At 34.7% G+C, this 23839-nt stretch carries 23 protein-coding genes; 19 read left to right on the plus strand and 4 right to left on the minus strand.

Features of this window, described 5'->3' with window-relative positions; all coding sequences use genetic code 11:
* Positions 1 to 30 precede the first annotated feature (30 nt).
* From WMO38_RS09815 to WMO38_RS09870, 12 genes are all read left to right on the plus strand, one after another.
* The gene (locus tag WMO38_RS09815) at positions 31 to 1398 is read left to right on the plus strand and encodes a citrate/2-methylcitrate synthase (RefSeq protein WP_349162477.1); all 1368 of its coding nucleotides are present in this window, start codon (positions 31 to 33) and stop codon (positions 1396 to 1398) included.
* Positions 1399 to 1426: 28 nt separating this feature from the next.
* Positions 1427 to 2461, plus strand: coding sequence for a D-alanine--D-alanine ligase family protein (locus WMO38_RS09820; protein WP_021866160.1), 1035 nt, complete (start codon positions 1427 to 1429; stop codon positions 2459 to 2461).
* Positions 2462 to 2483: 22 nt separating this feature from the next.
* Entirely contained in the window at positions 2484 to 3872 is a 1389-nt protein-coding gene (locus WMO38_RS09825; RefSeq protein ID WP_349162480.1) for a UDP-N-acetylmuramoyl-tripeptide--D-alanyl-D-alanine ligase, read from the plus strand.
* A 59-nt stretch (positions 3873 to 3931) separates the two neighbouring features.
* Positions 3932 to 4264 (plus strand): DUF5640 domain-containing protein, encoded by a 333-nt coding sequence (locus WMO38_RS09830; RefSeq protein WP_349162481.1) that lies wholly within the window; start codon positions 3932 to 3934, stop codon positions 4262 to 4264.
* A gap of 54 nt (positions 4265 to 4318) precedes the next feature.
* A complete protein-coding gene (locus WMO38_RS09835) occupies positions 4319 to 4492 on the plus strand; it encodes a hypothetical protein (protein ID WP_349162482.1) in 174 nt (57 codons plus the stop codon).
* Positions 4493 to 4588: 96 nt separating this feature from the next.
* Positions 4589 to 4768, plus strand: coding sequence for a hypothetical protein (locus tag WMO38_RS09840; protein WP_021866165.1), 180 nt, complete (start codon positions 4589 to 4591; stop codon positions 4766 to 4768).
* Entirely contained in the window at positions 4765 to 5790 is a 1026-nt protein-coding gene (locus WMO38_RS09845; RefSeq protein WP_021866166.1) for an ATPase, T2SS/T4P/T4SS family, read from the plus strand. Before WMO38_RS09840 ends, WMO38_RS09845 begins: the two co-directional genes overlap by 4 nt.
* A 42-nt stretch (positions 5791 to 5832) precedes the next feature.
* Positions 5833 to 7308 carry a hypothetical protein gene (locus tag WMO38_RS09850; RefSeq protein WP_349162484.1) on the plus strand — a complete coding sequence of 492 codons (1476 nt, stop codon included), beginning with the start codon at positions 5833 to 5835 and terminating at the stop codon, positions 7306 to 7308.
* Positions 7309 to 7472: 164 nt separating this feature from the next.
* Complete coding sequence (locus WMO38_RS09855; protein WP_186836531.1) at positions 7473 to 7613, plus strand: hypothetical protein; 141 nt, start codon at positions 7473 to 7475, stop codon at positions 7611 to 7613.
* A gap of 36 nt (positions 7614 to 7649) precedes the next feature.
* A complete protein-coding gene (locus WMO38_RS09860) occupies positions 7650 to 8012 on the plus strand; it encodes a hypothetical protein (protein ID WP_349162486.1) in 363 nt (120 codons plus the stop codon).
* Between the two features lie 13 nt (positions 8013 to 8025).
* Complete coding sequence (locus tag WMO38_RS09865) at positions 8026 to 8418, plus strand: hypothetical protein (RefSeq protein ID WP_349162488.1); 393 nt, start codon at positions 8026 to 8028, stop codon at positions 8416 to 8418.
* A 59-nt stretch (positions 8419 to 8477) separates the two neighbouring features.
* Positions 8478 to 10550 (plus strand): hypothetical protein, encoded by a 2073-nt coding sequence (locus WMO38_RS09870; RefSeq protein ID WP_349162489.1) that lies wholly within the window; start codon positions 8478 to 8480, stop codon positions 10548 to 10550.
* A gap of 38 nt (positions 10551 to 10588) precedes the next feature.
* Here the strand turns inward: WMO38_RS09870 and WMO38_RS09875 are convergent, their stop codons facing one another.
* The gene (locus WMO38_RS09875; RefSeq protein WP_349162490.1) at positions 10589 to 11842 is read right to left on the minus strand and encodes an HlyC/CorC family transporter; all 1254 of its coding nucleotides are present in this window, start codon (positions 11840 to 11842) and stop codon (positions 10589 to 10591) included.
* Between the two features lie 154 nt (positions 11843 to 11996).
* Between WMO38_RS09875 and WMO38_RS09880 the strand changes: the two genes are divergently transcribed.
* The 6 genes from WMO38_RS09880 (at position 11997) to WMO38_RS09905 (ending at position 19013) form a co-directional block, all read left to right on the plus strand.
* The gene (locus WMO38_RS09880) at positions 11997 to 12356 is read left to right on the plus strand and encodes a TIGR04086 family membrane protein (RefSeq protein ID WP_349162491.1); all 360 of its coding nucleotides are present in this window, start codon (positions 11997 to 11999) and stop codon (positions 12354 to 12356) included.
* A gap of 181 nt (positions 12357 to 12537) precedes the next feature.
* Complete coding sequence (locus WMO38_RS09885) at positions 12538 to 13545, plus strand: deoxyguanosinetriphosphate triphosphohydrolase (protein ID WP_186836536.1); 1008 nt, start codon at positions 12538 to 12540, stop codon at positions 13543 to 13545.
* A 32-nt stretch (positions 13546 to 13577) separates the two neighbouring features.
* Positions 13578 to 15335 (plus strand): DNA primase, encoded by a 1758-nt coding sequence (gene dnaG / locus WMO38_RS09890; protein WP_021866958.1) that lies wholly within the window; start codon positions 13578 to 13580, stop codon positions 15333 to 15335.
* Between the two features lie 31 nt (positions 15336 to 15366).
* Complete coding sequence (rpoD, locus tag WMO38_RS09895; protein ID WP_349162493.1) at positions 15367 to 16623, plus strand: RNA polymerase sigma factor RpoD; 1257 nt, start codon at positions 15367 to 15369, stop codon at positions 16621 to 16623.
* Between the two features lie 21 nt (positions 16624 to 16644).
* Positions 16645 to 17370, plus strand: coding sequence for a class I SAM-dependent methyltransferase (locus WMO38_RS09900; protein ID WP_186836537.1), 726 nt, complete (start codon positions 16645 to 16647; stop codon positions 17368 to 17370).
* 29 nt (positions 17371 to 17399) lie between these two features.
* Positions 17400 to 19013, plus strand: a complete 1614-nt coding sequence (locus WMO38_RS09905) for a nucleoside kinase (protein ID WP_349162494.1) — start codon at positions 17400 to 17402, stop codon at positions 19011 to 19013.
* A 17-nt stretch (positions 19014 to 19030) separates the two neighbouring features.
* On the opposite strand, the gene WMO38_RS09910 is transcribed toward WMO38_RS09905, so the two are convergent.
* The gene (locus WMO38_RS09910; RefSeq protein WP_349162495.1) at positions 19031 to 19903 is read right to left on the minus strand and encodes a prephenate dehydrogenase; all 873 of its coding nucleotides are present in this window, start codon (positions 19901 to 19903) and stop codon (positions 19031 to 19033) included.
* Positions 19904 to 20302: 399 nt separating this feature from the next.
* Here WMO38_RS09910 and leuS point away from each other — a divergent pair, with 399 nt between their 5' ends.
* A complete protein-coding gene (gene leuS / locus WMO38_RS09915) occupies positions 20303 to 22720 on the plus strand; it encodes a leucine--tRNA ligase (RefSeq protein ID WP_349162496.1) in 2418 nt (805 codons plus the stop codon).
* Positions 22721 to 22779: 59 nt separating this feature from the next.
* Here leuS and WMO38_RS09920 read toward each other — a convergent pair whose 3' ends face one another.
* Both WMO38_RS09920 and WMO38_RS09925 read right to left on the minus strand, forming a co-directional pair.
* A complete protein-coding gene (locus WMO38_RS09920; RefSeq protein WP_349162498.1) occupies positions 22780 to 23016 on the minus strand; it encodes a hypothetical protein in 237 nt (78 codons plus the stop codon).
* Between the two features lie 64 nt (positions 23017 to 23080).
* A complete protein-coding gene (locus WMO38_RS09925) occupies positions 23081 to 23644 on the minus strand; it encodes a hypothetical protein (RefSeq protein WP_349162500.1) in 564 nt (187 codons plus the stop codon).
* Positions 23645 to 23839: the final 195 nt, after the last annotated feature.

A 23839-nucleotide genomic window follows, 5' to 3' on the forward strand; every position in this document is an offset into this window, starting at 1 on the left:
AATATATTATAATTGAACAGGAGGGTTTTTATGGAAGAAAAGAAATTTACAAAGGTGACACCTGAGATTGAAAGTCTCGCTGAAAAATGCAGGGAGAATAATAGAATAAGTCTTGATTTGTATGATAAATATGAGGTAAAAAGAGGACTTAGGGATTTGAATGGTAAAGGTGTTCTTACAGGACTTACTGAAATTTCAGAAGTAAAATCTACAGAAACAGATGAGAATGGGATATCTCATCCATGTGACGGAAAGCTTTATTACCGTGGATATGATGTTGAAGAAATTATTGCAGGTTTTACAAAGGACAAAAGATATGGATTTGAAGAAGTTACATATCTTCTGATTTTTGGTGAGATGCCAAATGATGAACAGCTTGCAGATTTTACAGAGCTTCTTGGATATTACAGATGTATACCGCCTAATTTTGTAAGAGATATTATAATGAAAAAGCCAAGCTGCGATATTATGAATGCTGTGGCACGAAGTGTGCTTATGCTTTATTCATATGATGATAAGGCAGATGATGTGAGCATTCCTAATGTGGTACGTCAGTCAATCCAGCTTATTTCACAGCTTCCACTTCTTGCTGTTTACAGTTATCAGGCGTATAAACATTCACACATAGGAGGAAGCCTTATAATACATGAGCCGGATCCTAAGATGTCTACGGCTGAAAATATTCTTCATCTTCTGCGTGATGATGGTAATTTTACACCGCTTGAGGCAGAGATTCTTGATATTGCACTTGTTCTTCATGCAGAACATGGCGGCGGTAACAATTCAACATTTACAACACATGTTGTTACATCTTCAGGTACAGATACATATTCCGCAGTTGTATCATCACTTGCATCATTAAAGGGACCTAAGCATGGTGGTGCCAATTTAAAGGTTGTAAAGATGTTTGAAGATATCAAGCATAATGTTAAGAACTGGGATGATGAAGAAGAACTCACTAAATATCTTGATGCAATTCTTCACAAAGAAGCATTCGATAAAACGGGTCTTATTTATGGTATGGGTCATGCCGTTTATTCGCTTTCAGACCCGAGAGCAAGAGTGTTCAAAGGTTTTGTAGAACAGCTTTCGCAGGAAAAACACAGGGAAAAAGAATTCAAGCTTATGTCTGATGTTGAAAGGATTGCTGCCGGACTTATTGCAAAAGAGAGAAAAATTTACAAAGGTGTCAGTGCAAATGTGGACTTTTACAGCGGTTTCGTGTATAGTATGTTAGGCCTTCCGCATGAGTTGTATACACCAATTTTTGCGGTGGCAAGAATTTCGGGATGGAGTGCCCACAGAATAGAAGAACTTATTAACTGTGGAAAGATTATTCGTCCGGCTTATAAGAGTATAAGCCCGCATAATGAATACACTCCTTTAAGTGAACGATAAGCAGTTTTGACAGGAAAGGAAAATGGGTATGAATATAGCAGTAATAGCAGGCGGTACAAGCACTGAAAGAGATGTTTCGCTTTCATCAGGTAAACTTATATGTGCATCACTTAGAAGAAATGGTCATAATGCCAATATGATTGATGTTTTTCTTGGAAGTGATAAATATGATAATGTACAGGATTTCTTTAATGATAAGAATGATTTAGAGGAGCTTGCTTCAGAGCTTGGAAAGATGAGCCCGAAGATTAAAGAGATTGAGACTGAAAGAAAAGAAAAATCTGAAGGCTTCTTCGGACCTATGGTTCTTGATGTATGTAAGGCTGCGGATATTGTATATATAGGACTTCATGGTTCTAATGGTGAAGATGGTAAAATTCAGGCAGCATTTGATTTATTTGGAATAAAATATACAGGAACAGACTATCTAAGCAGTGCTATTTCAATGGATAAACATCTTACAAAGAAAATGCTTGCAACTGAAGGAGTACCTGTTCCTAAGGGAATAACATTAAAAAAAGGCCATAAGCTTGAATATGTACCATTTCCATGTGTTGTAAAGCCATGCTGCGGCGGTTCAAGTGTCGGTGTATCAATTGCAAAAAATGAAGCTGAATTCAAAGAAGCAGTGGATTTGGCATTTTCGCTTGAAGATGAAATAATTGTTGAAGAATATGTTAAAGGAAGAGAATTTTCTGTAGCTGTAATTGACGGAAAAGCACTTCCTGTAATTGAGATAGAGCCATTGAATGGTTTCTATGATTATAAGAATAAATATAGTGCCGGTGCTACAAAGGAGACATGTCCTGCCAAAGTTGATGAAGAGACTTCACAGAGAATGCAAAGATGGGCAGAAAAGGCATGTGAGGCGGCAGGAATAAAGGCATTTGCGAGAGTAGATGAACTTATGAATGAAGATGGACAGATATTCTGCCTTGAAATCAACACACTTCCGGGAATGACAGCAACAAGCCTTGTTCCTCAGGAAGCACAGGTAGTTGGAATTTCATATGATGAACTTACACAGAAACTTGTTGAGTTGTCATTAGCTAAATATGAATAATTATTAACTGATTGGAGTCAATATGAAGGGAATGACAATTAGAGCCATGACACAGGCTTGTCATGGCATATATCATGGTGATGAAGGTGCAGTTGATATTGAAATATCAGCGATAACAACTGACAGCCGTAAGATTCAGAAAAATGGAATGTTTATTGCAATATGCGGTGAGAAAAGCGACGGACATGATTATATAGGAAAATGTTTTGATGACGGTGCGTTGTGCTGTATTTCAGAGCGTGAACTTCCTGGAGAAAGCAGGCCATATATACAGGTTGAATCATCACTTACAGCATTAAAGCAGCTTGCAGCTTATTACAGACAGCAGCTTGATATTAAAGTTGTCGGAATCACAGGAAGTGTCGGAAAAACAAGTACAAAAGAAACAATTGCATCTGTTCTTGCACAGAAATATAAAGTGAAGAAAACACAGGGGAATTTTAATAATGAAATAGGTCTTCCGCTTACTGTTTTTACGCTTGAGGAAAGTGATGAAATTGCAGTGCTTGAGATGGGAATAAGTGATTTTGGTGAGATGACAAGGCTGACAGCAATTGCGTGTCCGGATGTATGTGTGATTACAAATATCGGATGGTGCCACCTTGAAAATCTTAAAACAAGAGACGGAATTCTTAAAGCCAAGACTGAAATATTTAAGTCTATGAATCCTGATGGAACAGTTATTTTAAATGGTGATGATGATAAGCTTATTACAATTAAGGATGTTTATGATAAAAAGCCTGTATTTTTCGGAATTGAAAATAAATGTGGAATATATGCTGAAAATATTGTAAATAACGGGCTTGAAGGAATGATGGCAGCTATATGTAATGTTAATACAGCTGATAATATAAGAAATTTCAATGTGCATATTCCGGTTGCAGGAATTCATATGGTATATAATTCAATGGCAGCTGCGGCAGTCGGTGCTGTATTCGGACTTACATCAAAAGAGATTGCGGACGGAATTGCCAATATGGAGACGCTTGCCGGCAGAAATCATATTATAAGAACTGACAGTCTTCTTATTCTGGATGATTGTTATAATGCAAACCCTGTTTCAATGAAATCATCAATAGATGTCCTTGCATCGTCTAAAGGCCGCAAAGTAGCAATCCTTGGTGACATGTTTGAACTTGGAGAAGAAGAAAAACAGCTTCATTACGGAGTTGGAGAATATTTTAAAGATAAAAATATAGACGTGCTTATTACAGTTGGTGAGCTTTCTAAAAATATTGCAGCAGGCGTAAGAACTGTTTCTGTCTGTGATGTTCATTCGTATGATACGAAAGATGAGCTTGAAAAAGATTTTTCAAAATTATTAAAAAAAGGTGACAATATATTGGTCAAAGCATCACATGGAATGCAGTTTACTAAAATTGTTGACTTCCTTGAAAAGCTTGAATTGTAGAGAAGAAGAGTTTTTATTTACTTCAGAGAACACATTTTACTTAAAAAGGAGAAATCTGTATGAAAAAAATTTCGTTGACGATATTGGCACTTGTAGCAGTGCTTATGCTTGCATCATGTGGCAAAGCAAAGAAAGTTTCCATAGCTGGAAGCTGGGGCGCTGACAGTGGAAGTGAGACAGTATATCTTTTTAATGAAGACGGAACTGGTAAAATTTCAATTGGAACAACAGTTTCAAAGTCGTTCACATATGAAACGAACGACAACACATTAAAGATTGTAACTGAAATACTTGGACAGAAGGATGAACAGGAATATACATATAGTATAAACGGTGATGTCCTTACTATGACGAGAAATAATGAATCTGTAACATATACAAAACAGAAATAAAGAGTATTAATCCCCCATCGGCTGATAAGAGGCTGATGGGGGTTTTTAAAAAATATGTCAGAGATTACATATGTAATTTCAGAAGTTATGAAGTGTGATTTTTCTTTTGATGAAATAAAGACGATTCCTGGAAAGATTAAATATGGAAAACAGTATGAAGAATATCATGTTGATTTTGAAAAGCTTAGACAGATGGTTATGGATGCATTTTATGAAAAAATAAAATAATATATAAAAAATATAAAAAACACTTTACAAATAAAATAGAATATGCTACTATACTAAATGTAAATAAAAACTTTTGATTTAAAGGAGGAAAATAATATGAATGATATTATTGAACATTATGGTAAAGTAGTTGTGGCACTTGCAGGCGTTCTTGCCGCTGTCCTTTTAACTGTTGCGGTTGTTGGCATAGTTAATACGAAGACAACGACAGCGGTCGAAAACATTTCTTATGAAAAGCAGATAACAGATGCTATAGAGGGGGCTGGGAATGATTGAGAGATTCGCATGTAGAAGAATTTATTGCAAGTCACAGAAGTGAATTGTTTAGCGAGCTCAAGGAAGAGATTGCTGATGACAGAATAACAGATATAGAATGGGATGGATATAATCTATGGATTACACATCTTGATAATGGAAGTTATTTATCCAAGAAGAAGCTTACAGCTGCTTTTGTTGATAATTTATCTATTCGTCTTGCCAACATTATGATGGTTTCTTTTAACAGGTCAGTACCTGTTCTTGAAGCAAATACTGAAGATTTAAGAATTTCTATCTGGCATGAGTCCAGATGCGGAAAGAAAAGTATTGCAATTAGAAAAATTCCAATATACATAAGATTTAACCACAAATCGCTTCTTGACAGCGGTTATGCACCGGAGACATTAATAAACCTGCTTGAAAACTGTACAAAAGCACATATGAATTGTGTTATAGGCGGTCAGCCACATGCAGGAAAAACAGAATTGTTAAAATATATGTCAACTTTTATATCTTCATATGAAAAGGTAGGCGTATATGAAGATAACCAGGAGATACATTACAGAATGATAAATCCAGGGAAAAAATGTGTAGAGTTTTTTGTTGATGACAGGTTTACATATTCACAGATTATAAAGGCAGGATTAAGACACAACATTGACTGGATGCTTTTATCAGAATCAAGAGGAACAGAGGTTCTTGATTTGCTTAATTCACTGTCAACAGGTGCAAGCTGTATGACGACTATGCATCTTGACAATGTACGTGGACTGCCGGACCGAATGTATAACATGCTTGGAGAGAGCAGTGTAACCGACAGGTTTATTAATAGTATATATAAGTATATTGATGTAGGCGTTCTTGTTACATGTGATAAGAATGAAAGAAGAAAAATACAGGAGCTTGCTTTCTTTGACAGAGAGGATGGAATTAACAAATGTACTGTTATATATGAAAACTGTGAGTTTACATCCAATGATATTCCTAAGGAAATAATGAAAAGATTTAAAAATTATGGAATTGACAATCCATATGCGTAAGCACATGAAAATAACAATACAATAAAGGAAATGGGGTATGTTATGCAGTATGGAATAAAAAAAGCTTATAAAAATATTGGAAATATTAAGAATATGGCATATGAGAGTAAAACATCATATTCATTCTGGAAAATAACAGGAATTGCAGCTGCGGCATTTTTTGTATTAGGCTGTATATGTGTTTTTTATAAGATGAATATAATATGCTTTGCAATTTCTGAAATTGCAGTGATTATATTTATGCCTGCAATTATATTTTATTATTATTTGCAAAAGCAGGAAGATAAAAGATTTAATGATGTGGATGTTTATATACATCAGATGGCATATTCATTTCAAAGAAATCCAAAAGTGAATGTGGCTTTAGAAGATACATCACAGATACTTACGGGAAAGGCAAAAAAGACTGTGATAAAGTCAATAAAGAGGCTTGAAACGGAAACATCATCAGAAGTATATAATTATGCATTAAAAATTATAGAAGATGAGTATAACTGCCCCAGAATAAAAACATTACATAAGCTTATAGTTGATATTGAGCAAAGAGGCGGAAAATATTATCGTTCACTTGAAATTCTTCTGGATGATTTTAACTGCTGGGTTAAAAGAGTTTACAAATATCAGGATGACATAAAACAGATAAAAAGAAATTCATTTATTGGAATTATATTAAGTTTTGTACTCGCTTCTGTATCAGTGATAATAAGCCGTATTCTTGAAGGTACAGCAGGAATAGATATAAGTATAACTAATACTTTATTATATCAGGTTGTTTCACTTATATTTATATTATTAAATATAATCTATTTTGTGTTTGTAAATGTATCATATGGGAGAGAATGGCTTAATACGGACAGAACAGAGAAGAAAATATTAAAAGATATGAGAATTATATCTGATTCTGATAAAAAAAGCATAAAAATATTTTCAATTATTACGTTTGGAATAATGTTAGCAGCAGCGTTTGTTTTTCTGTTTGCTAAAAAATTTCTGACGGCAGTAATAGTTGGACTGGCAGGAATTTATATGCTTTTTGTGCCGGTGATTAACCGTAAGAAGGCATTAACAAGAATCCAGAATGATGTCTATATATCATTTTCAGAGTGGTTGAGGGATATTGTGATTCATCTGCAGGACGAGCCTCTTCAGGCAGCGGTAAGGGAAACATATAAGGATTGTCCTGTTGTGATGAAAGAATCTCTGGAAAGATTTATATATGAACTGGAAGAAACGCCATCATCAGTAAAACCATACTATGAATTTATGAGTGAATTTGGAGTGCTTGATATATCATCAACAGTGCGAATGCTTTATTCAGTGTCCGAGCTTGATGTTGACGAGGCAGATGAGATGATGAATACAATTATAAAAAGAAATTATGAAATAATAGACAAATATGAAGAAAATAAAAATCAGAATAATTTAAGTGCATTAAGGTTTGCGGAATATATACCAATGATATTTGTTTCATTAAAAATAGCAGCTGATATGCTTATGGTTATTACAGGATATTTATAAAAAAGGAGTGTCAGAGGTGACACTACCGAAGAAACGCAGGGAGCAGGTATATGGATGGATTGATAGAAGAGTATGGTAATATTTTAATTTCGTTATTATTTTCGGGGATTATTATAGGAGTATTTTTAAAAATTCTTATTAAAGTAATGATTTAGGGAGTGTTTATGAAAGATATTATAGAAGTATATTCAGATGCAATAATATCTGTAATATGTGCTGTAGCAGTTATTACACTGTTTGTAAATATAATGACAGAATACAAGGATATTATCCTGGCGTTTTTGAATCAGATTATATACAGATAGTTATTGACATTAGTATGTAATATCAGAGGAGAGACTATGAAAAACATTATAGAAACATCATGTTATCTGCTGATTATGACAATTATATGTTATATATCATTAGAATTTATAATAATGAATACTGAAATTGCAGATGTGGGAAAGATGCAGCAATATGTTTCACATTATATAGAGATATATGGAAAGACACAGAAAAATAATGATGAACTTGATTCTGCAGTTTTTGATACCATATGTAATGCTGCGAAAGACAGGGGAATGTCGGTGACATGCCAATATGAAACACAGACAGAAAATTATAAGTATTACAGAGTAAGCGTATCAAAAAATATAGGTATAAAACTTATGTCATTAAACAGGTTATATACATCAGAATGTCTTGTAAAATGTAAAGCTTAGAAAGGAAATTTGTATGAGGGTTATAATTGGGGGAAGTTCGCTTGCAGTTTTATTGGCACTTATTATTGTTATACATATGTCCGTTATAAATAAATCTGTAAGAGAGGATGAGATTAATCGTGGATTGGAAAATGCTACAGATTATGCAATAGATGTATGTTCATCTTATTATAGATATATTCAGGCCGATGATAATGATGATACATATATTACACAGCTGATGGAATTTTTTTGCATGACATTGAATAGTGCAGTTAAAACAGAAGGTGATATAACAGTGTCATTGGCAGAAGCAGATGTGGATGATGGACGTTTCGATTTTCTTGTAAAGCAGGAATATACATATTCATTTGGACAAAAGAAAGGAGTATGTGTATGTCAGAGAGCAGTTTTATTAAAAAAATAATGGGGTGATGTTTATTGAAGAAACACAGTAAAATAATAATATTTATGTTGATGTCAGTTATGTTAATATCAATTATGTTTGTTAATATGACATCAGCTGCACAGATTAAGGATATCAAAGGAACCAGGGTTGAAAGACAATATTCTAATCATTATTCAGCACAGTTTAATGAATTATGGGATTCGTTTGGCAGAAGTGAAATTTCTATATATGATATTAATTACAATATAAATGATACATATAATCCCACTACATTTAATGATACTAATGGAAGAGACAGTGCAGGATATGAGATTTTATTAAAAGTTGATGGGAAAGAAGTGTGGCTTGGAAACAGCCATTATAAAAATAACGAAAAATATGACAGTATATATTATGGCTATTCAGGGATTGAACTGGATAACATCTGGTTTAATGATAATTATGAAGATGCAGCCGGAAACAAATTTACCCAGGTAAATATTGTACTGAAAAATACTAATCAGATTTCCAAGGTATTCAGTCTTGCTACGACAAGTGATATTGAAGTCGGGCATGATGATAATGCATTCTGCCGGTTTATAGGAAATGGATTTACAATGTCTAACATGTATGCAGATAATTCGGATGCACAGGGAGGAAATATTCCGTCAGTAGCATTAAATGTGTATACTAATGGAATTGCCGGTGTTACGGATGCTGACTGTGTTTATATTGGCGAATGGAAAAAAAGAAAGCAAAATGCGTGGTGTAATAATGTATTAGGAAGTTTTAATGTTATAAATAATACAAGGCATGGTGCGATGATGGGCAGTAGTGGATGTATTGATGTCGGAATGTCTATAGCATGGAAAAACAGAAGAATAAATCCGGGTGAGAGTATAACATTTTCATATATTCTGGGTGTTAATATGTTTGATTCACAATATGAACAGCTTAACGAATATTATATGCAGAACGGAATCGACGATATGGGAGAAGCTGTTTATAAGCTGATTGCAACAGATAAAGAAAAAGTATCATATGGAAAAGAGTATTATATAGATGTAAAGAAGTATATAAAAGATAATTATTATTATGAAAAAACAGATTGTGCCGGAAGAACGATAATGACAGATAATCCGTCATATATAGTTGTGGGAAAGACGGTTAACAAAATATATTATAGGACGGATGCTTATAATAAATATAAGATTATATATGATGTAAATTATAATGGAGGGCATTGGCAGGATGGAGCAAATGTATCTTATACAAAATATGAATTAGTAAATAATCCTATTGACTTATCATTGAAAGCATATAAGGATGGATGGGATTTTAATGGATGGAGCACAAAAAATAACAGCAGAAAGATGATTGAAAAATTATTTGTTGAACGTGAGGATATGCATTTATATGCATTATTCAGAAAAAATATAAGTGCCGGGTTTATTGATGCAAATGGAAGAAGAAATATAGATGTGAGTATATACAATAATGAAAAATATTGTGATATTGAAGCTCCTGGAATACGTAAATTTAAAGACTGGGAAAATGTAGAAAATATTATTCCGTCTGGTTGGACAACATGTACCAATATAGATAAAGCAGAAGGAAGAATTGCAAAGATAGCTGCACATGATAATATACAGGTGTATGATGATATTTTTTATTATGCAGTATATGAAGCAAAAGCAAGGGTGACATTTGAATTGAATGGTGGCAGAGCGTGCGATTCAACCAAAGAATTGTTATGTACGGTTTATCGTAATTCATTTGATTTAAACAAAACAAGAGGGGAAATTATTACATTGCCGGATTGTACGAGAAGTCCTCAGATGGAAAAAGGCGGAAATTATTGTTTTTTTGAACTTGAAGGATGGAGAATAGGAGATAAATTATTTAATCCCGGTGACAGGATTGATATATCAGAAAATACAACTATATCGGCTGTATGGAAGTATGCAGATATAGAGCCGGCTGAAATGGAAATAATAAAAATAGCTTCAAGCTTTCATGGGGCTTCAATGGTAAAAAGAACTTTTGGGGACGATAAGTGGTACAAGAAGAGTGGAAAGCTTGAGGTTAAAGAACTTAAAGATTATATGCCCGATGAATGTATACAGGTATGGAAAATTAACAGCAGTGGTGACAGCTTGAGAATAAAATGAGAAGAAGCCCATATAGCGGGCTTCTTCTTAAAAAAATTTTATGATTGTTTTATTTTCATGATAATTGATACAATTCTAGCCTTTGTTGCATGTTCAATAATAAACTCAATATTACCGGTTTTTAAACGATCACCACGTTTAGGAAAGCGGTCGAGCTGTTCAATGATGTAGCCGCCAATTGAATCATTTTCATCGGAATGAAGATTTGTTCCAATTGCGTCATTTATGTCATCAAGTTTGTATGAAGCTGATACACGATAAACATTATCTGCAAGTTTAATAAAAGGTTCAGTCTCGTCTTTGTCATATTCGTCGCGGATTTCACCGACTATTTCTTCAAGTAAATCTTCGGTTGTTATCATGCCGGCAGCACTGCCGTATTCGTCAAGTACTATTGCAATGCTATGTGAGCCACGTTGCATTTCTTTAAATAATTCAGAGACATTTTTATGTTCATATGTAAAAAAAGGCTCACGCATAATATTTTTTATGCAGAATGTTTCTTCTGACTGTGAAAGTATAATATCTTTGATGTTTAATATTCCGATTATGTTATCAGCACTTTCTTCATAAATAGGGAGTCTTGTATACTGTGTATCCCTGAATAATGAAATTATCTGATTATAGTCGGAATCAACAGCAGCGGTAGTCATGTCAATTCTTGGAATCATGACATCCTTTGCCTGTGTATCGCCAAAATCAAACAAGTTATTTATAATTTGCTTTTCGTCAGATTCAATAACGCCGTCTTCATGGCTTACTTCTACGAAAGTACGGAGTTCTTCTTCTGTTATAGCTTTTTTGTTATTGTTAGGATCAATTTTTAACAAACGAAGTACGCCGCCTGATAACTTATCAACAATAAAAATAATTGGTGTGAATAAGTACATAAGAAGATTGATAACAGGTGCATAAGCAAGTGCTATTTTGTCAGCATGAACCGTGGCAGCATTTTTTGGTGAAATTTCACCGAATATAAGTACAAGAATAGTCATTATACCTGTTGCAATACCTGTTGCATAATTTCCAAAAAGATGTATTACAAGTGTAGTAAGGATTGTTGATGCACTAAGATTGACAATGTTATTGCCAATAAGTATTGTACTTAGCATTTTGCTTGAGTTGTTTATAATTTTATCAACAATAGCTGCCCGTTTGTTACCTTTGCCAACAAGAGAACGAATCTTGATTTTGTTGACCGTCATGTAAGCAGTTTCAGCAGACGAGAAAAATGCTGACATAACAAGAAGAATAATAATTGCAATAATTTGTATGATACTGTCCGTATCCAAAAAATCACTCCTTTATAAAAATATATTTACTCTCAATTCTATAAAAAAAGATGATGGAAGTCAAGAATATATAAAAAAACATTTTTTTTTACACATATAAGAAAAAATGGATTCATAAAATATGATACAGATAATAAATAAAATTGGAGGAAGTATGACAGTAAAAATATTAAACATGATAAAAACGATTGCAGTTATTTATGTTATAACGGCAATTATACTGCTAGGGTTATCATTTGGTTTATACAAATTTAATCTGAGTGAATGGCAGATAAAAGCGGGGATAATAATTACGTATATAATTTCGTCTGCAGTTGGTGGCTTTATGATTGGCTCGAGACAAAAAAACAAAAGACTTCTCTGGGGTGCATTAACAGGCTTTTTATATTTTATGATTCTTGCACTTATTTCGTTTATAGTAGGCAATGTAGATGAAATTAATATTTACGATATGATTAAAATAGCATTGATATGTGTGACTTCAGGATGTGCCGGCTCTTTCTTTTCTTCATAATAATGAATTGTAAAATATAAAATACATTGTATAAAATTTTACTGCAACGTAAAAAAATTAAAAAATAAAAAAGGAAATCGTTAGATGTTGTTGAATATATAAAAATATAGGCAATTTTATGGAGAAATGCCTGGTCAGGTATATACATACTGGTCTTGTTTAATGAAGGGAATGATAAAAAATGAACATCAGAGTTGAACAGGAAAGACGTGAGCATGAGTATTTGAGCAGATATGCAAGTTTTAGTGACGAATCACTAGGAAGAGACAGACCTGAAGAACAATGTGAAATGCGTACAATTTATCAGCGGGATAGAGACAGGATACTGCATTGTAAAGCATTCAGACGTTTAAAACATAAAACACAGGTTTTTCTTGCACCAACGGGTGACCATTACAGAACGCGGCTTACTCATACGCTTGAAGTTTCGCAGATAGCAAGAAGCATATCGAGAGCACTGCGGTTAAATGAAGATCTGACTGAAGCAATTGCACTGGGACATGATTTGGGGCATACGCCGTTCGGGCATGCAGGTGAAAGAACATTGAATGAAATATGTCCGCTTGGATTCAGTCATTATAAACAGAGTATACGTGTTGTAGAACTTCTCGAAAAAGATGGAAAGGGATTGAATCTTACAAAAGAGGTACGTGATGGGATAGTTAATCACAGGACATCGGGCAATCCATCAACATTAGAAGGAAAAGTTGTCCGTCTTTCAGATAAAATAGCATATATTAATCATGATATAGATGATGCAATACGTGCAAAGATATTCAGTGAGGATGATATACCTAAAATTTATACATCAATTCTTGGCAACAGCACCAAAACCAGACTTAATACAATGATTAATGATATTGTATTAAATAGTATGGACAAAAACGATATTGTAATGTCAGAGGAAATTGGAGATGCAATGCAAAGCCTCAGGCAGTTTATGTTTGGAAGCTTGTATCTGAATCCTACAGCGAAGAGTGAGGAAGTAAAAGCATATAAACTTATAACAGAATTGTATGAGTATTATATGAATAATATTGATGCATTACCTGATAATTACAAAATGTTTATTGAAAAAATGGACGAACCGCTTGAACGTGTGGTCTGTGATTATATTGCAGGAATGAGTGATCAGTATTCGGTTGCCAAGTTTGAGGAAATATTTGTACCGGCATCATGGAAAGTATAGATGCAACAAGAATATGAAAGGTATAGATAGAAATGTATTCAAGTGATCTGATTGAGGAAGTTGTATCAAGAAATGATATAGTAGATGTCATTTCAGGATATATAAAATTAAAGAAAAATGGCAGTTCATATGTGGGATTATGTCCTTTTCATAATGAAAAATCACCATCATTTTCAGTTTCACAGAGCAGGCAGTTGTATCATTGTTTTGGATGTGGAGTTGGTGGCAATGTAATAACATTTGTTATGGAATATGAAAATTTTACATTTCTTGAGGCAGTAAAATCACTTGCCGACAGGGTGGGCATGGAACTGCCTGAGATAAGTTATTCACAAAAAGAGCAGCAGGAGCGGGATTTAAAAACAAAACTGCTGGAAATAAATAAAATAGCGGCAACGTATTATTATCATCAGTTGAAATCCGAAAATGGACAAGTTGGATTGTCATATCTTAGAAAAAGAGGATTAACTGATGAGACAATAAACCGTTTCGGGCTGGGATATTCCGGACAGAACAGTAAAGCATTATACCGGTATCTGAAAGATAAAGGATATGATGATGATTTACTTAAAGAGAGCGGATTATTTACATATGAACGTGGTATAAATGATAAATTCTGGAACAGAGTTATGTTTCCGATAATGGATATCAATAATAAAGTTATCGGATTTGGTGGAAGAGTTATGGGGGATGCAAAACCTAAATATCTTAACTCTCCGGAAACAAAATTATTTGATAAAAGCCGTAATCTTTATGGATTAAATATTGCAAGAACGGCAAGAAAAAATAATCTGATAATATGTGAAGGATATATGGATGTAATATCTATGCATCAGGCCGGATTTAATCAGGCTGTAGCTTCGCTTGGAACCGCACTTACGCCGGGACAGGCCAGGCTGATGAAAAGATATACAGATCAGGTGTTAATAACATATGACAGTGATGAGGCAGGAACAAAGGCAGCGATGAGGGCAATTCCGATTCTTAAAGAGGCCGGACTGTCAACAAAGGTTATTAATATGCAGCCATATAAAGACCCTGATGAGTTTATAAAAGCTCTTGGGGCAGAGGCATTTCAGGAGCGGATTGATAATGCATCAAACAGTTTTATGTATGAAATTGGCGTTATTGAGAAAAAATATGACAGAAGTGACCCTGAAAGTTCAACTGAATTTGAACGTGAGGTAGCAAGAAAACTCACAGGTTTTTCACAGAAACTTGAGAGAGATAATTACCTTAATGCTGTATGCAGAAAGTTTAATATACAGATGGATGGAATGAGGGAACTTGTGGCAAGTTATGGAAACCAAAGCGGAATTCTTGAAAGAAAAGATGAAAGACCGAGAGTTTCCATGCAGCAGACAGCAAAAAAGAAGAGGGACAGCGGTGTGCGTCAGGCAGAAAAAATTCTGCTTACATGGATGATAGATGATGGAGAGATATTTAAAAAAGTTAAGGAATATATAGAACCATCAGATTTTATCGACCCACTTTTAAGGGATGTTGCAGATAAGCTATATTCACAGTTTGATGAGGGATATGTTAATCCGGCGTCTATTATAAATACATATGCGACAGATGAAGAGCATAATGAAGTTGCAGCATTATTCAGTGCCGATTTAAATGATGATTTGAATAAAAATGAACGGGAAAAAGCATTGAATGACACTGTGATAAAAGTGAAATCAAACAGTCTTGAGCATGCACTTAATAATACATCTGACGGGCATCAGATGCAGGAACTTTTGATGCAACAGATGAAGCTGAAAAATATTTATATTCATATTTAGATAAAAAGAAATGGAAGGAAGGACCATATTCATGGCAAAGAAAAAGGAAAACGTAACAGAAGAAATCAAGGTACAGGAGAGTACAGTAAAAGCACCAGTAAAAAAAGCTGCCGCTAAAAAGGTAAAAGAAAGCGAAGCAAAAACACAGAGCGATGCTGATGTTGAAAATGAAGAAGCTTTAAAAGCACAGGAACTTGCAGAAAAATTTGATGAGAAGTGCAACGGGCTTCTTGCAATAGCAAAGAAAAAGAAAAATGTTCTTGATTATCAGGAAATTATGAACTATTTCCTGGATACTGATTTTGAAGCAGATAAAATGGAAAAAGTTTTTGAGTTCCTTGAAAAAAATAATGTTGATGTAAAAATGTCTGAGGACGTTGAAGAAGATGACGACATTATTCTTGATGATGAAGATGAAATTAATATTGAAAAAATTGATTTGTCAGTACCTGATGGTGTGGGACTTGAAGACCCTGTAAGAATGTATCTTAAAGAGATTGGTAAAGTACCGCTTCTTTCAGCAGAAGAAGAAATAGAATATGCTAAAAGGATGGAACAGGGAGATGAAGAGGCTAAGAAGCGACTTGCAGAGGCAAACCTTCGTCTTGTTGTAAGTATTGCAAAAAGATATGTGGGAAGAGGAATGTTGTTCCTTGATCTTATCCAGGAAGGAAATCTTGGTCTTATCAAGGCTGTTGAGAAGTTTGATTACAGAAAAGGATATAAATTCAGTACCTATGCAACATGGTGGATAAGACAGGCTATTACAAGAGCAATAGCTGATCAGGCTAGAACAATTAGAATACCCGTTCATATGGTTGAGACAATTAACAAACTTGTAAGAGTTTCAAGACAGCTTCTTCAGGAATTGGGAAGAGAGCCATCTCCTGAAGAAATTGCTGAAGCTATGGATATTCCGGTAGAAAGAGTACGTGAGATTCAAAAAATATCACAGGAGCCGGTATCTCTTGAAACACCTATCGGCGAAGAGGAAGACAGTCACCTTGGCGATTTTATTCAGGATGACAATGTTCCTGTACCTGCCGAGGCAGCAGCTTCAACACTTCTTAAAGAGCAGCTTGTAGAAGTTCTTGGAACACTTACAGAGAGGGAACAGAAAGTTTTAAGATTAAGATTCGGCATGGATGATGGCAGAGCGAGAACACTTGAGGAAGTTGGTAAAGAATTCAATGTTACAAGAGAGCGTATACGTCAGATAGAAGCCAAGGCATTAAGAAAGTTAAGACATCCAAGCAGAAGCCGTAAACTCAAAGATTATCTTGACTAAATTATGGATGGATAATTGAACATGAATGAATTTAAACTTTCAAAAAGACTGGCGTGTGTTGCTGGTATTATTAATCCGGGAGGAGTGCTTGCTGATATAGGAACAGACCATGGCTACCTTCCTGTGCATGTTGCAAAAAATAACATCGCATCAAAGGTAATCGCAATGGATGTGAGAAAAAAACCGCTTGAAAAGGCAGCTGAAAATATTAAATTATATGGAGTTTCGCAGAAAGTGGAACTCCGCCTTTCAGACGGACTTTATAAACTGGCTGAAAATGAGGCTGATACAATTACAATATGTGGAATGGGTGGAAAGCTTATACAGTCAATTCTTGAAAATGGCAGCAGTAAAATATCAGAAAATACACAGCTTATATTATCACCGCAGTCAGAAATCCGAGAATTCAGAAAGTATCTTTCGGAGTCAGGATATGAAACAGTAAAAGAGTATATGATAAGCGAAGATGGACAGTTTTATGTTATTATTGACTGCAGACGCAATGGATATAAAAATGAACTTATTTGCACAGGTGAGACAGAAAAAGAAGTATATTACAGATACGGAGAAGAACTTTTAAAGGGAAAAAATAAAAGTTTAAGAGAATATCTGTTGAGAGAATTAAGAATTTCACAAGGTGTAAGAAATAAACTTGAAAATATTAATAATGATAAAATTGCCGGACGGTTAAAAGAACTCGATTTTGATTTAGAATGTATTAAGTATGCATTGGAGTTTTATAAATAAAATAATGTTATAAACTGGAGAGATGTATTATGGCAAAAACAGTATCAGAAATTGTAAAAGAGGCACAAAGGGATTATGATGGCAGAATAATTCTTGTGAAAGCAGATGGATTACTTCAGGAGATTTCAGATAAAGTTGTTGGAGATGAAAAGATAGAATTTGTTACGACACAGACATCGATTGGCAATGAGACGTACAGAAGAAGTGTTGTTCTGCTTATGCTTGATGCTATGAAGAAGATTCCTGAAGGGGAAAAAGTAGAAAAAGTAAGTATTGAATATTCAATAGGCAAAGGACTATATTGCAAATTATATAGTGATGTCAGACCTACACAGGAATTTCTTGATAAAGTAAAAGCGAAGATGAAAGAGCTTGTTGAACTCGATATGCCTATCAAGAAACGACTCATGAAGACAAGAGAAGCCATAGAACTCTTTAAAAAGCATGGGATGGAAGATAAAACAAAGCTTTTTAAATATCGCAGAGGTTCATATGTTAATGTTTATTCACTTGGAACATATGAAGATTATTATTATGGATATATGGCACCATCAACAGGTATTTTAAAGACATTTGATTTATTTGAATATGATGAAGGATTTGTACTTCAGCTTCCTGTTAAAGAAAAACCAGATGAAGTGCCACAATTCAATCCTCCGGCAAAACTTTTTAATGTATTAAAAGAGTCAACACAGTGGGCTGACATGCTGGACATCCACACTGTTGGTGCATTAAATGAGCATATTACCAATTCTGAAATGGGTTCGCTTATGCTTGTCTGTGAGGCTTTGCAGGAACAGAAAATATATGATATTGTCAAGATGATTCAGAAAAGACCCGGAACAAAGTTCATAATGATAGCCGGACCGTCATCATCGGGAAAAACAACATTTTCACACAGATTATCAATTCAGCTGATGGCTAACGGATATAAACCGCATCCTATAGCTGTTGACAATTATTTTGTTGAAAGAGAAAACACACCTGTTGACGAGAATGGTGATTATAATTTTGAAGATTTGCATGCTATAGATATAGAATTGTTTAACAAACATATGAATATGCTTCTTTCCGGTGAAAGGGTCGATATGCCTGTCTTCAATTTTAAAATTGGAAAGAAAGAATATGGAACACAGTTTTTACAGCTGGGCAAGGATGATATTTTAGTTATTGAAGGCATTCATTGTCTTAATGATGAACTTTCATATGCACTTCCGGTTGAAAGTAAATTTAAAATATACATAAGTGCACTTACACAGCTTAATGTTGATGAACATAACAGAGTTTCTACGACAGATGGAAGACTTATAAGAAGAATGGTAAGAGATCACAGAACAAGAGGTGCGTCTGCAAAGAGAACGCTTGAAATGTGGGATTCTGTAAGAAGGGGAGAAGAGAAAAATATATTTCCGTTCCAGGAGCAGGCAGATATTATGTTTAATTCATCTCTTGCATATGAGATATCGGTTTTAAAACCTTATGTTGAACCGCTGCTTTTTTCAATAAAAGAAGAAGCACCGGAGTATCAGGAAGCAAAAAGGCTTTTAAAATTCTTAGAGTATTTTCTTCCTTGTGGAACAGAATATATACCGGTTAATTCAATAATGAGGGAATTTGTTGGCGGAGGATGCTTCCGCGTTTGATCGTAAGCTGCGGCGGTTTAGAAAGATTTTCTATAACCGCCGGCTTCTTTAAATAAATTTTCAATGAATTCAGATGTTTCTTCCGGGGTGTCATTGCTGATATTATCCCTGATATTGTGCATTTCTTCGATGAATTTATCAAGAAATGTGCATATTGAATCTTTATTTGAGTTGCAAATCTGACTCCACATTTCCGGTGAAGATGCCGCAATTCTTGTTGTGTCGCGGAAACCACCGGCAGCAAGAAGATGCATGTGTTTTTCATCATCATCATTAGTTTTAACAGTTCTTGTCAGACCGGCTGCAATAAGATGAGGCACATGGCTTATTGCTGCTACAGTATAGTCATGTTCTTTGTAATCCATGATTACAGGAACTGCTTTCATATCTTTAATCAGCTGCACATATGATTCCAGACTTTCACTGGATGTATCTGCTGTTGGTGTTATCACATATTTTGAGTCTTTTAAAATATCAGCACTTGAATTGGCATATCCTGATAACTCAGAGCCAGCCATCGGATGACCACCTATAAAACAACTGTCTAATCCAAGTTCATGTGCGGCTTTGTGGATATTTCCTTTTACACTTCCAACATCAGTGATTATGCATCCCGGTTTTATAAAAGGTTTGAGTGCAGACATATATTTTGTAATTGTAATAACTGGTGTACACAGAAAAATGTAATCACATTTTGAAAAATTATCATCTGTACATGTGCATATATCGTCTATAACCTTATCGTTAAGAGCAGCAATAAGAGGTTCGCGGCTTCGGCTTTCAACTATAATATGATATTCGGGATGTGCTGCTTTTATTGCTTTTGCAATAGAACCGCCAATAAGTCCGAAACCGATGAAACCTATATTTAAAAAGTCACAGTTTGTCATTTTTTATCTCCATAAAATAATATATATATTGTCTGATTTGTTCATATAAAGATTCATAAACAAATATAATTCAATCTTTAAATAAAGCACAGATTGGAAGTATTTTAACACTTTAAAGTGGAAAATAAAAGCGTTTTGTTATAAAAAATTAAAAAACTGAAAAATATATGAAAAAACACAGCAGCACTAAAGTGCTATATTCTTGACAAATCATATGGTTATGCTAAAATATTCTCTAAATGTGGATTCACAATGATTCATTGAATAACAGGAGATTGTGGCTGATTGATAGACAGAGTATGTTTATTAAATATAATAATCAGCCTGCGGATTTTGTGCTGCGCCAGAATCCGAGCAGAAGCTGCTCCTAAAATACAAGACGCAGCGTGGAGGCTAGACATGGCTGCAGCTTATAATCATAAAGTTGTTGAAAAAAAGTGGCGTGGTAACTGGGAAGCACACCCTATTAATGTTAATGATGGCAAGAAGCCAAAATATTACTGTCTGGATATGTTCCCATATCCTTCTGGAAGCGGACTTCATGTAGGTCACTGGAGAGGATATGTTATCAGTGATGTATGGAGCAGATATAAGATGATGCATGGATATTATGTAATTCATCCAATGGGATGGGATGCATTTGGTCTTCCGGCAGAAAATTATGCGATAAAGAATGGTGTTCATCCAAGAATTTCTACAGCAAGCAATATTGCAAATATAAAGAGACAGATTCAGGATATTTCTGCAATTTATGACTGGGATATGGAAGTTAATACAACAGATCCGGAATTCTATAAGTGGACACAGTGGATATTTGTAAAGATGTTTAAAGCAGGTCTTGCATATGAAAAAGAGATGCCTATCAACTGGTGCCCTTCATGTAAGACAGGTCTTGCAAATGAAGAAGTAGTAAATGGATGTTGTGAGAGATGTCATTCAGTAGTTACTAAGAAAGATTTGAAGCAGTGGATGTTAAAGATTACTGCATATGCAGACAGACTTCTTGATGACCTTGACAAGCTGGACTGGCCTGAAAAGGTTAAAAAGATGCAGAGCGACTGGATTGGACGTTCATATGGTGCAGAAGTTGACTTTAAGGTTGAGGGAAAAGATGAGAGCATAACAGTATATACAACAAGACCTGATACACTTCACGGTGCTACATTTATGGTACTTGCACCAGAACATAAGCTTGCAAAGAGTCTTGCAACAGATGAGACAAGAAAAGATGTTGAAGAATATATTTTCAGAGCTTCAACACGTTCAAATATCGACCGTATGCAGGATAAAGAAAAGACAGGTGTATTTACAGGCTCATATGCAATTAATCCTCTTAATGGTAAGAAAGTACCTATCTGGCTTTCAGATTATGTTCTTGCAGATTATGGTACAGGTGCTATTATGTGTGTTCCTGCACATGATGACAGAGACTTTGAATTTGCAAAGAAGTTCAATCTTCCTATTATTCAGGTAATTGCAAAAGATGGCAAAGAAATTGAAAATATGACAGAGGCATATACAGAAGCAGCCGGTACAATGATTAATTCAGGTGAATGGAATGGAATGGAATCATCAGTTCTCAAGAAAGAAGCACCTGAGATGATTGAAAAGATGGGCTTTGGCAAGAAGAAGGTTAATTATAAGCTTCGTGACTGGGTATTTTCAAGACAGAGATACTGGGGAGAACCAATTCCTATTATTCATTGTCCGGATTGTGGCTGCGTTCCTGTTCCTGAAGACCAGCTCCCGGTACTTCTTCCGGAAGTTGAGAAGTATGAGCCTACAGGTACAGGTGAATCACCTCTTGCAGCTATTGATGAATGGGTAAATACAACATGCCCATGTTGTGGAAAACCTGCAAAGAGAGAGACAAATACAATGCCTCAGTGGGCAGGTTCATCATGGTATTTCCTCAGATACGTTGATAATAAGAATAAAGATGAACTTGTAAGCCGTGAAAAAGCAGATAAGTATCTTCCTGTTGATATGTATATCGGCGGTGTTGAGCATGCAGTGCTTCACCTTCTCTATTCAAGATTTTATACAAAATTCCTTCACGATATAGGAGTTGTAGATTTTGATGAGCCATTCACAAAGCTCTTTAACCAGGGAATGATTACAGGTAAGAATGGTATTAAGATGAGTAAGTCAATGGGAAATGTAGTATCTCCTGATGATCTTATTGAAGATTATGGATGCGATGCATTAAGAATGTATGAACTTTTTGTAGGACCACCTGAAATGGATGCAGAGTGGGATGACAGAGGTATAGATGGCGTTCGTCGTTTCCTTGGACGTTTCTGGAATCTTGTGACAGAAAATGCTGACAAGAATTTTGCGGAAACAGCAGAGACAGTTAAAATTCGTCATAAACTTGTATATGATATAACAACAAGACTTGAAAACTTCAACCTTAATACAGTTGTCAGCGGCTTTATGGAATATACTAACAAGCTTATTGATTTATCAAAGAAGCAGGGTGGTATTGACAAAGCTACTCTTGAAACAGCTGTAACACTTCTTGCTCCGTTTGCACCTCATCTTGCAGAGGAACTCTGGGAACAGCTTGGACATAATACAAGCGTATTTGTAGGAAATCCATGGCCTTCATATGATGAGGAAGCTATGAAAGAGGATGAAATCGAAATAGCTGTACAGATTAATGGTAAAGTTAAAGGCAAGATTACAATTCCTGCTGATGCAGACAAAGATGCAGCAATTGCTGCTGCAAAGGCTGCACTTCAAGATAAGTATCCTGAGAATATTGTAAAAGAGATTTACGTTCCGGGCAGAATTGTAAATATTGTTGCTAAATAATTTTTAAATATAAAAGAAATGGCACAGGTAATTAAGATGTTATCTGTGCCATTTCTTAATTATTTACCTATAAGAGCAAGAATCTGAGGAAGCATCTGGCGTTCCTGTTCTGTGAGTTCATCTTTTACCTGTTCTATTATAAGAAGAGTATCTTCTTTTGTGAAATTAACGCCCGCCTGTTTCGCTTTTGTACTTAAAGCAAGAAGGAGCGGGAGTATTTCTTCTTTTGATTTTCCTTTTGACATTGTTTTGAATTCATTGATTATAAGCTGTTTTCTGAAATCCAGATCTTTCATAATACCACCATGAATATGTATCGATTAATAATATGTTAAAAAGCCTGACAAAATACCATTAATATCATTTTTGTGAATCATTTAATTTTTGGTCGAGTGAATCAAGCTGCTTTAAATATTCGTCATATAATTTCTGTTGTGAAGAATCCATAAAAGAACCAAATTGTGATGCCTTGCTGCTGTTTTTACAATCGGAGCCGGAATCAGAATGGAAATCAGAACTGCTGTCCTGGGCTGAATTGGAAGCATTAAACATAGACATGAAATTTTTTAATGAGTCAGTATCACTGTTAAACATTGATGACATATTGGAAAAAAGCTTGAAATTTTTGATAAGTCCAGCATATTCAGGCGGACAGTAAGGAAGAATGGCACATATAAAATCGTCATTTTCCAACAAATCACTAATTGAATGAATATGTGGAATGGATGAATTACATGATATAAAATCAGCACAATCAGGTGACCTGAAGTAATTAATGGTATAATTCAATTCATTTAAGCGGATAATCACAGATAACATTTTTGCCATTGGAAAATCAAGAAATGGAATCATGGCTTTGATGATTTGAAATAATAAAGGAAGTGTCTGCATATCAAATATGGTTATTGGAGGTTTATCTGACATGGGTTCACCATCCTTAAAAAATCTATAATAATATATGCGGTAAATAAGAAGTTATGAATATAATATATTGAGAATGATAATAAGGCGTAACCAATATGGAAGATAAGAATATCGTGATAGTGGATGAAACGACAATCTATGAAGTGGATGGTGCATGTGTTGAGGAGATGAGAAAAAAGAAAGACGCAGGCACGC

The sequence above is a fragment of the Lachnospira hominis (ex Hitch et al. 2025) genome, from assembly GCF_040096395.1.
Lineage (GTDB): Bacteria > Bacillota > Clostridia > Lachnospirales > Lachnospiraceae > Lachnospira > Lachnospira hominis.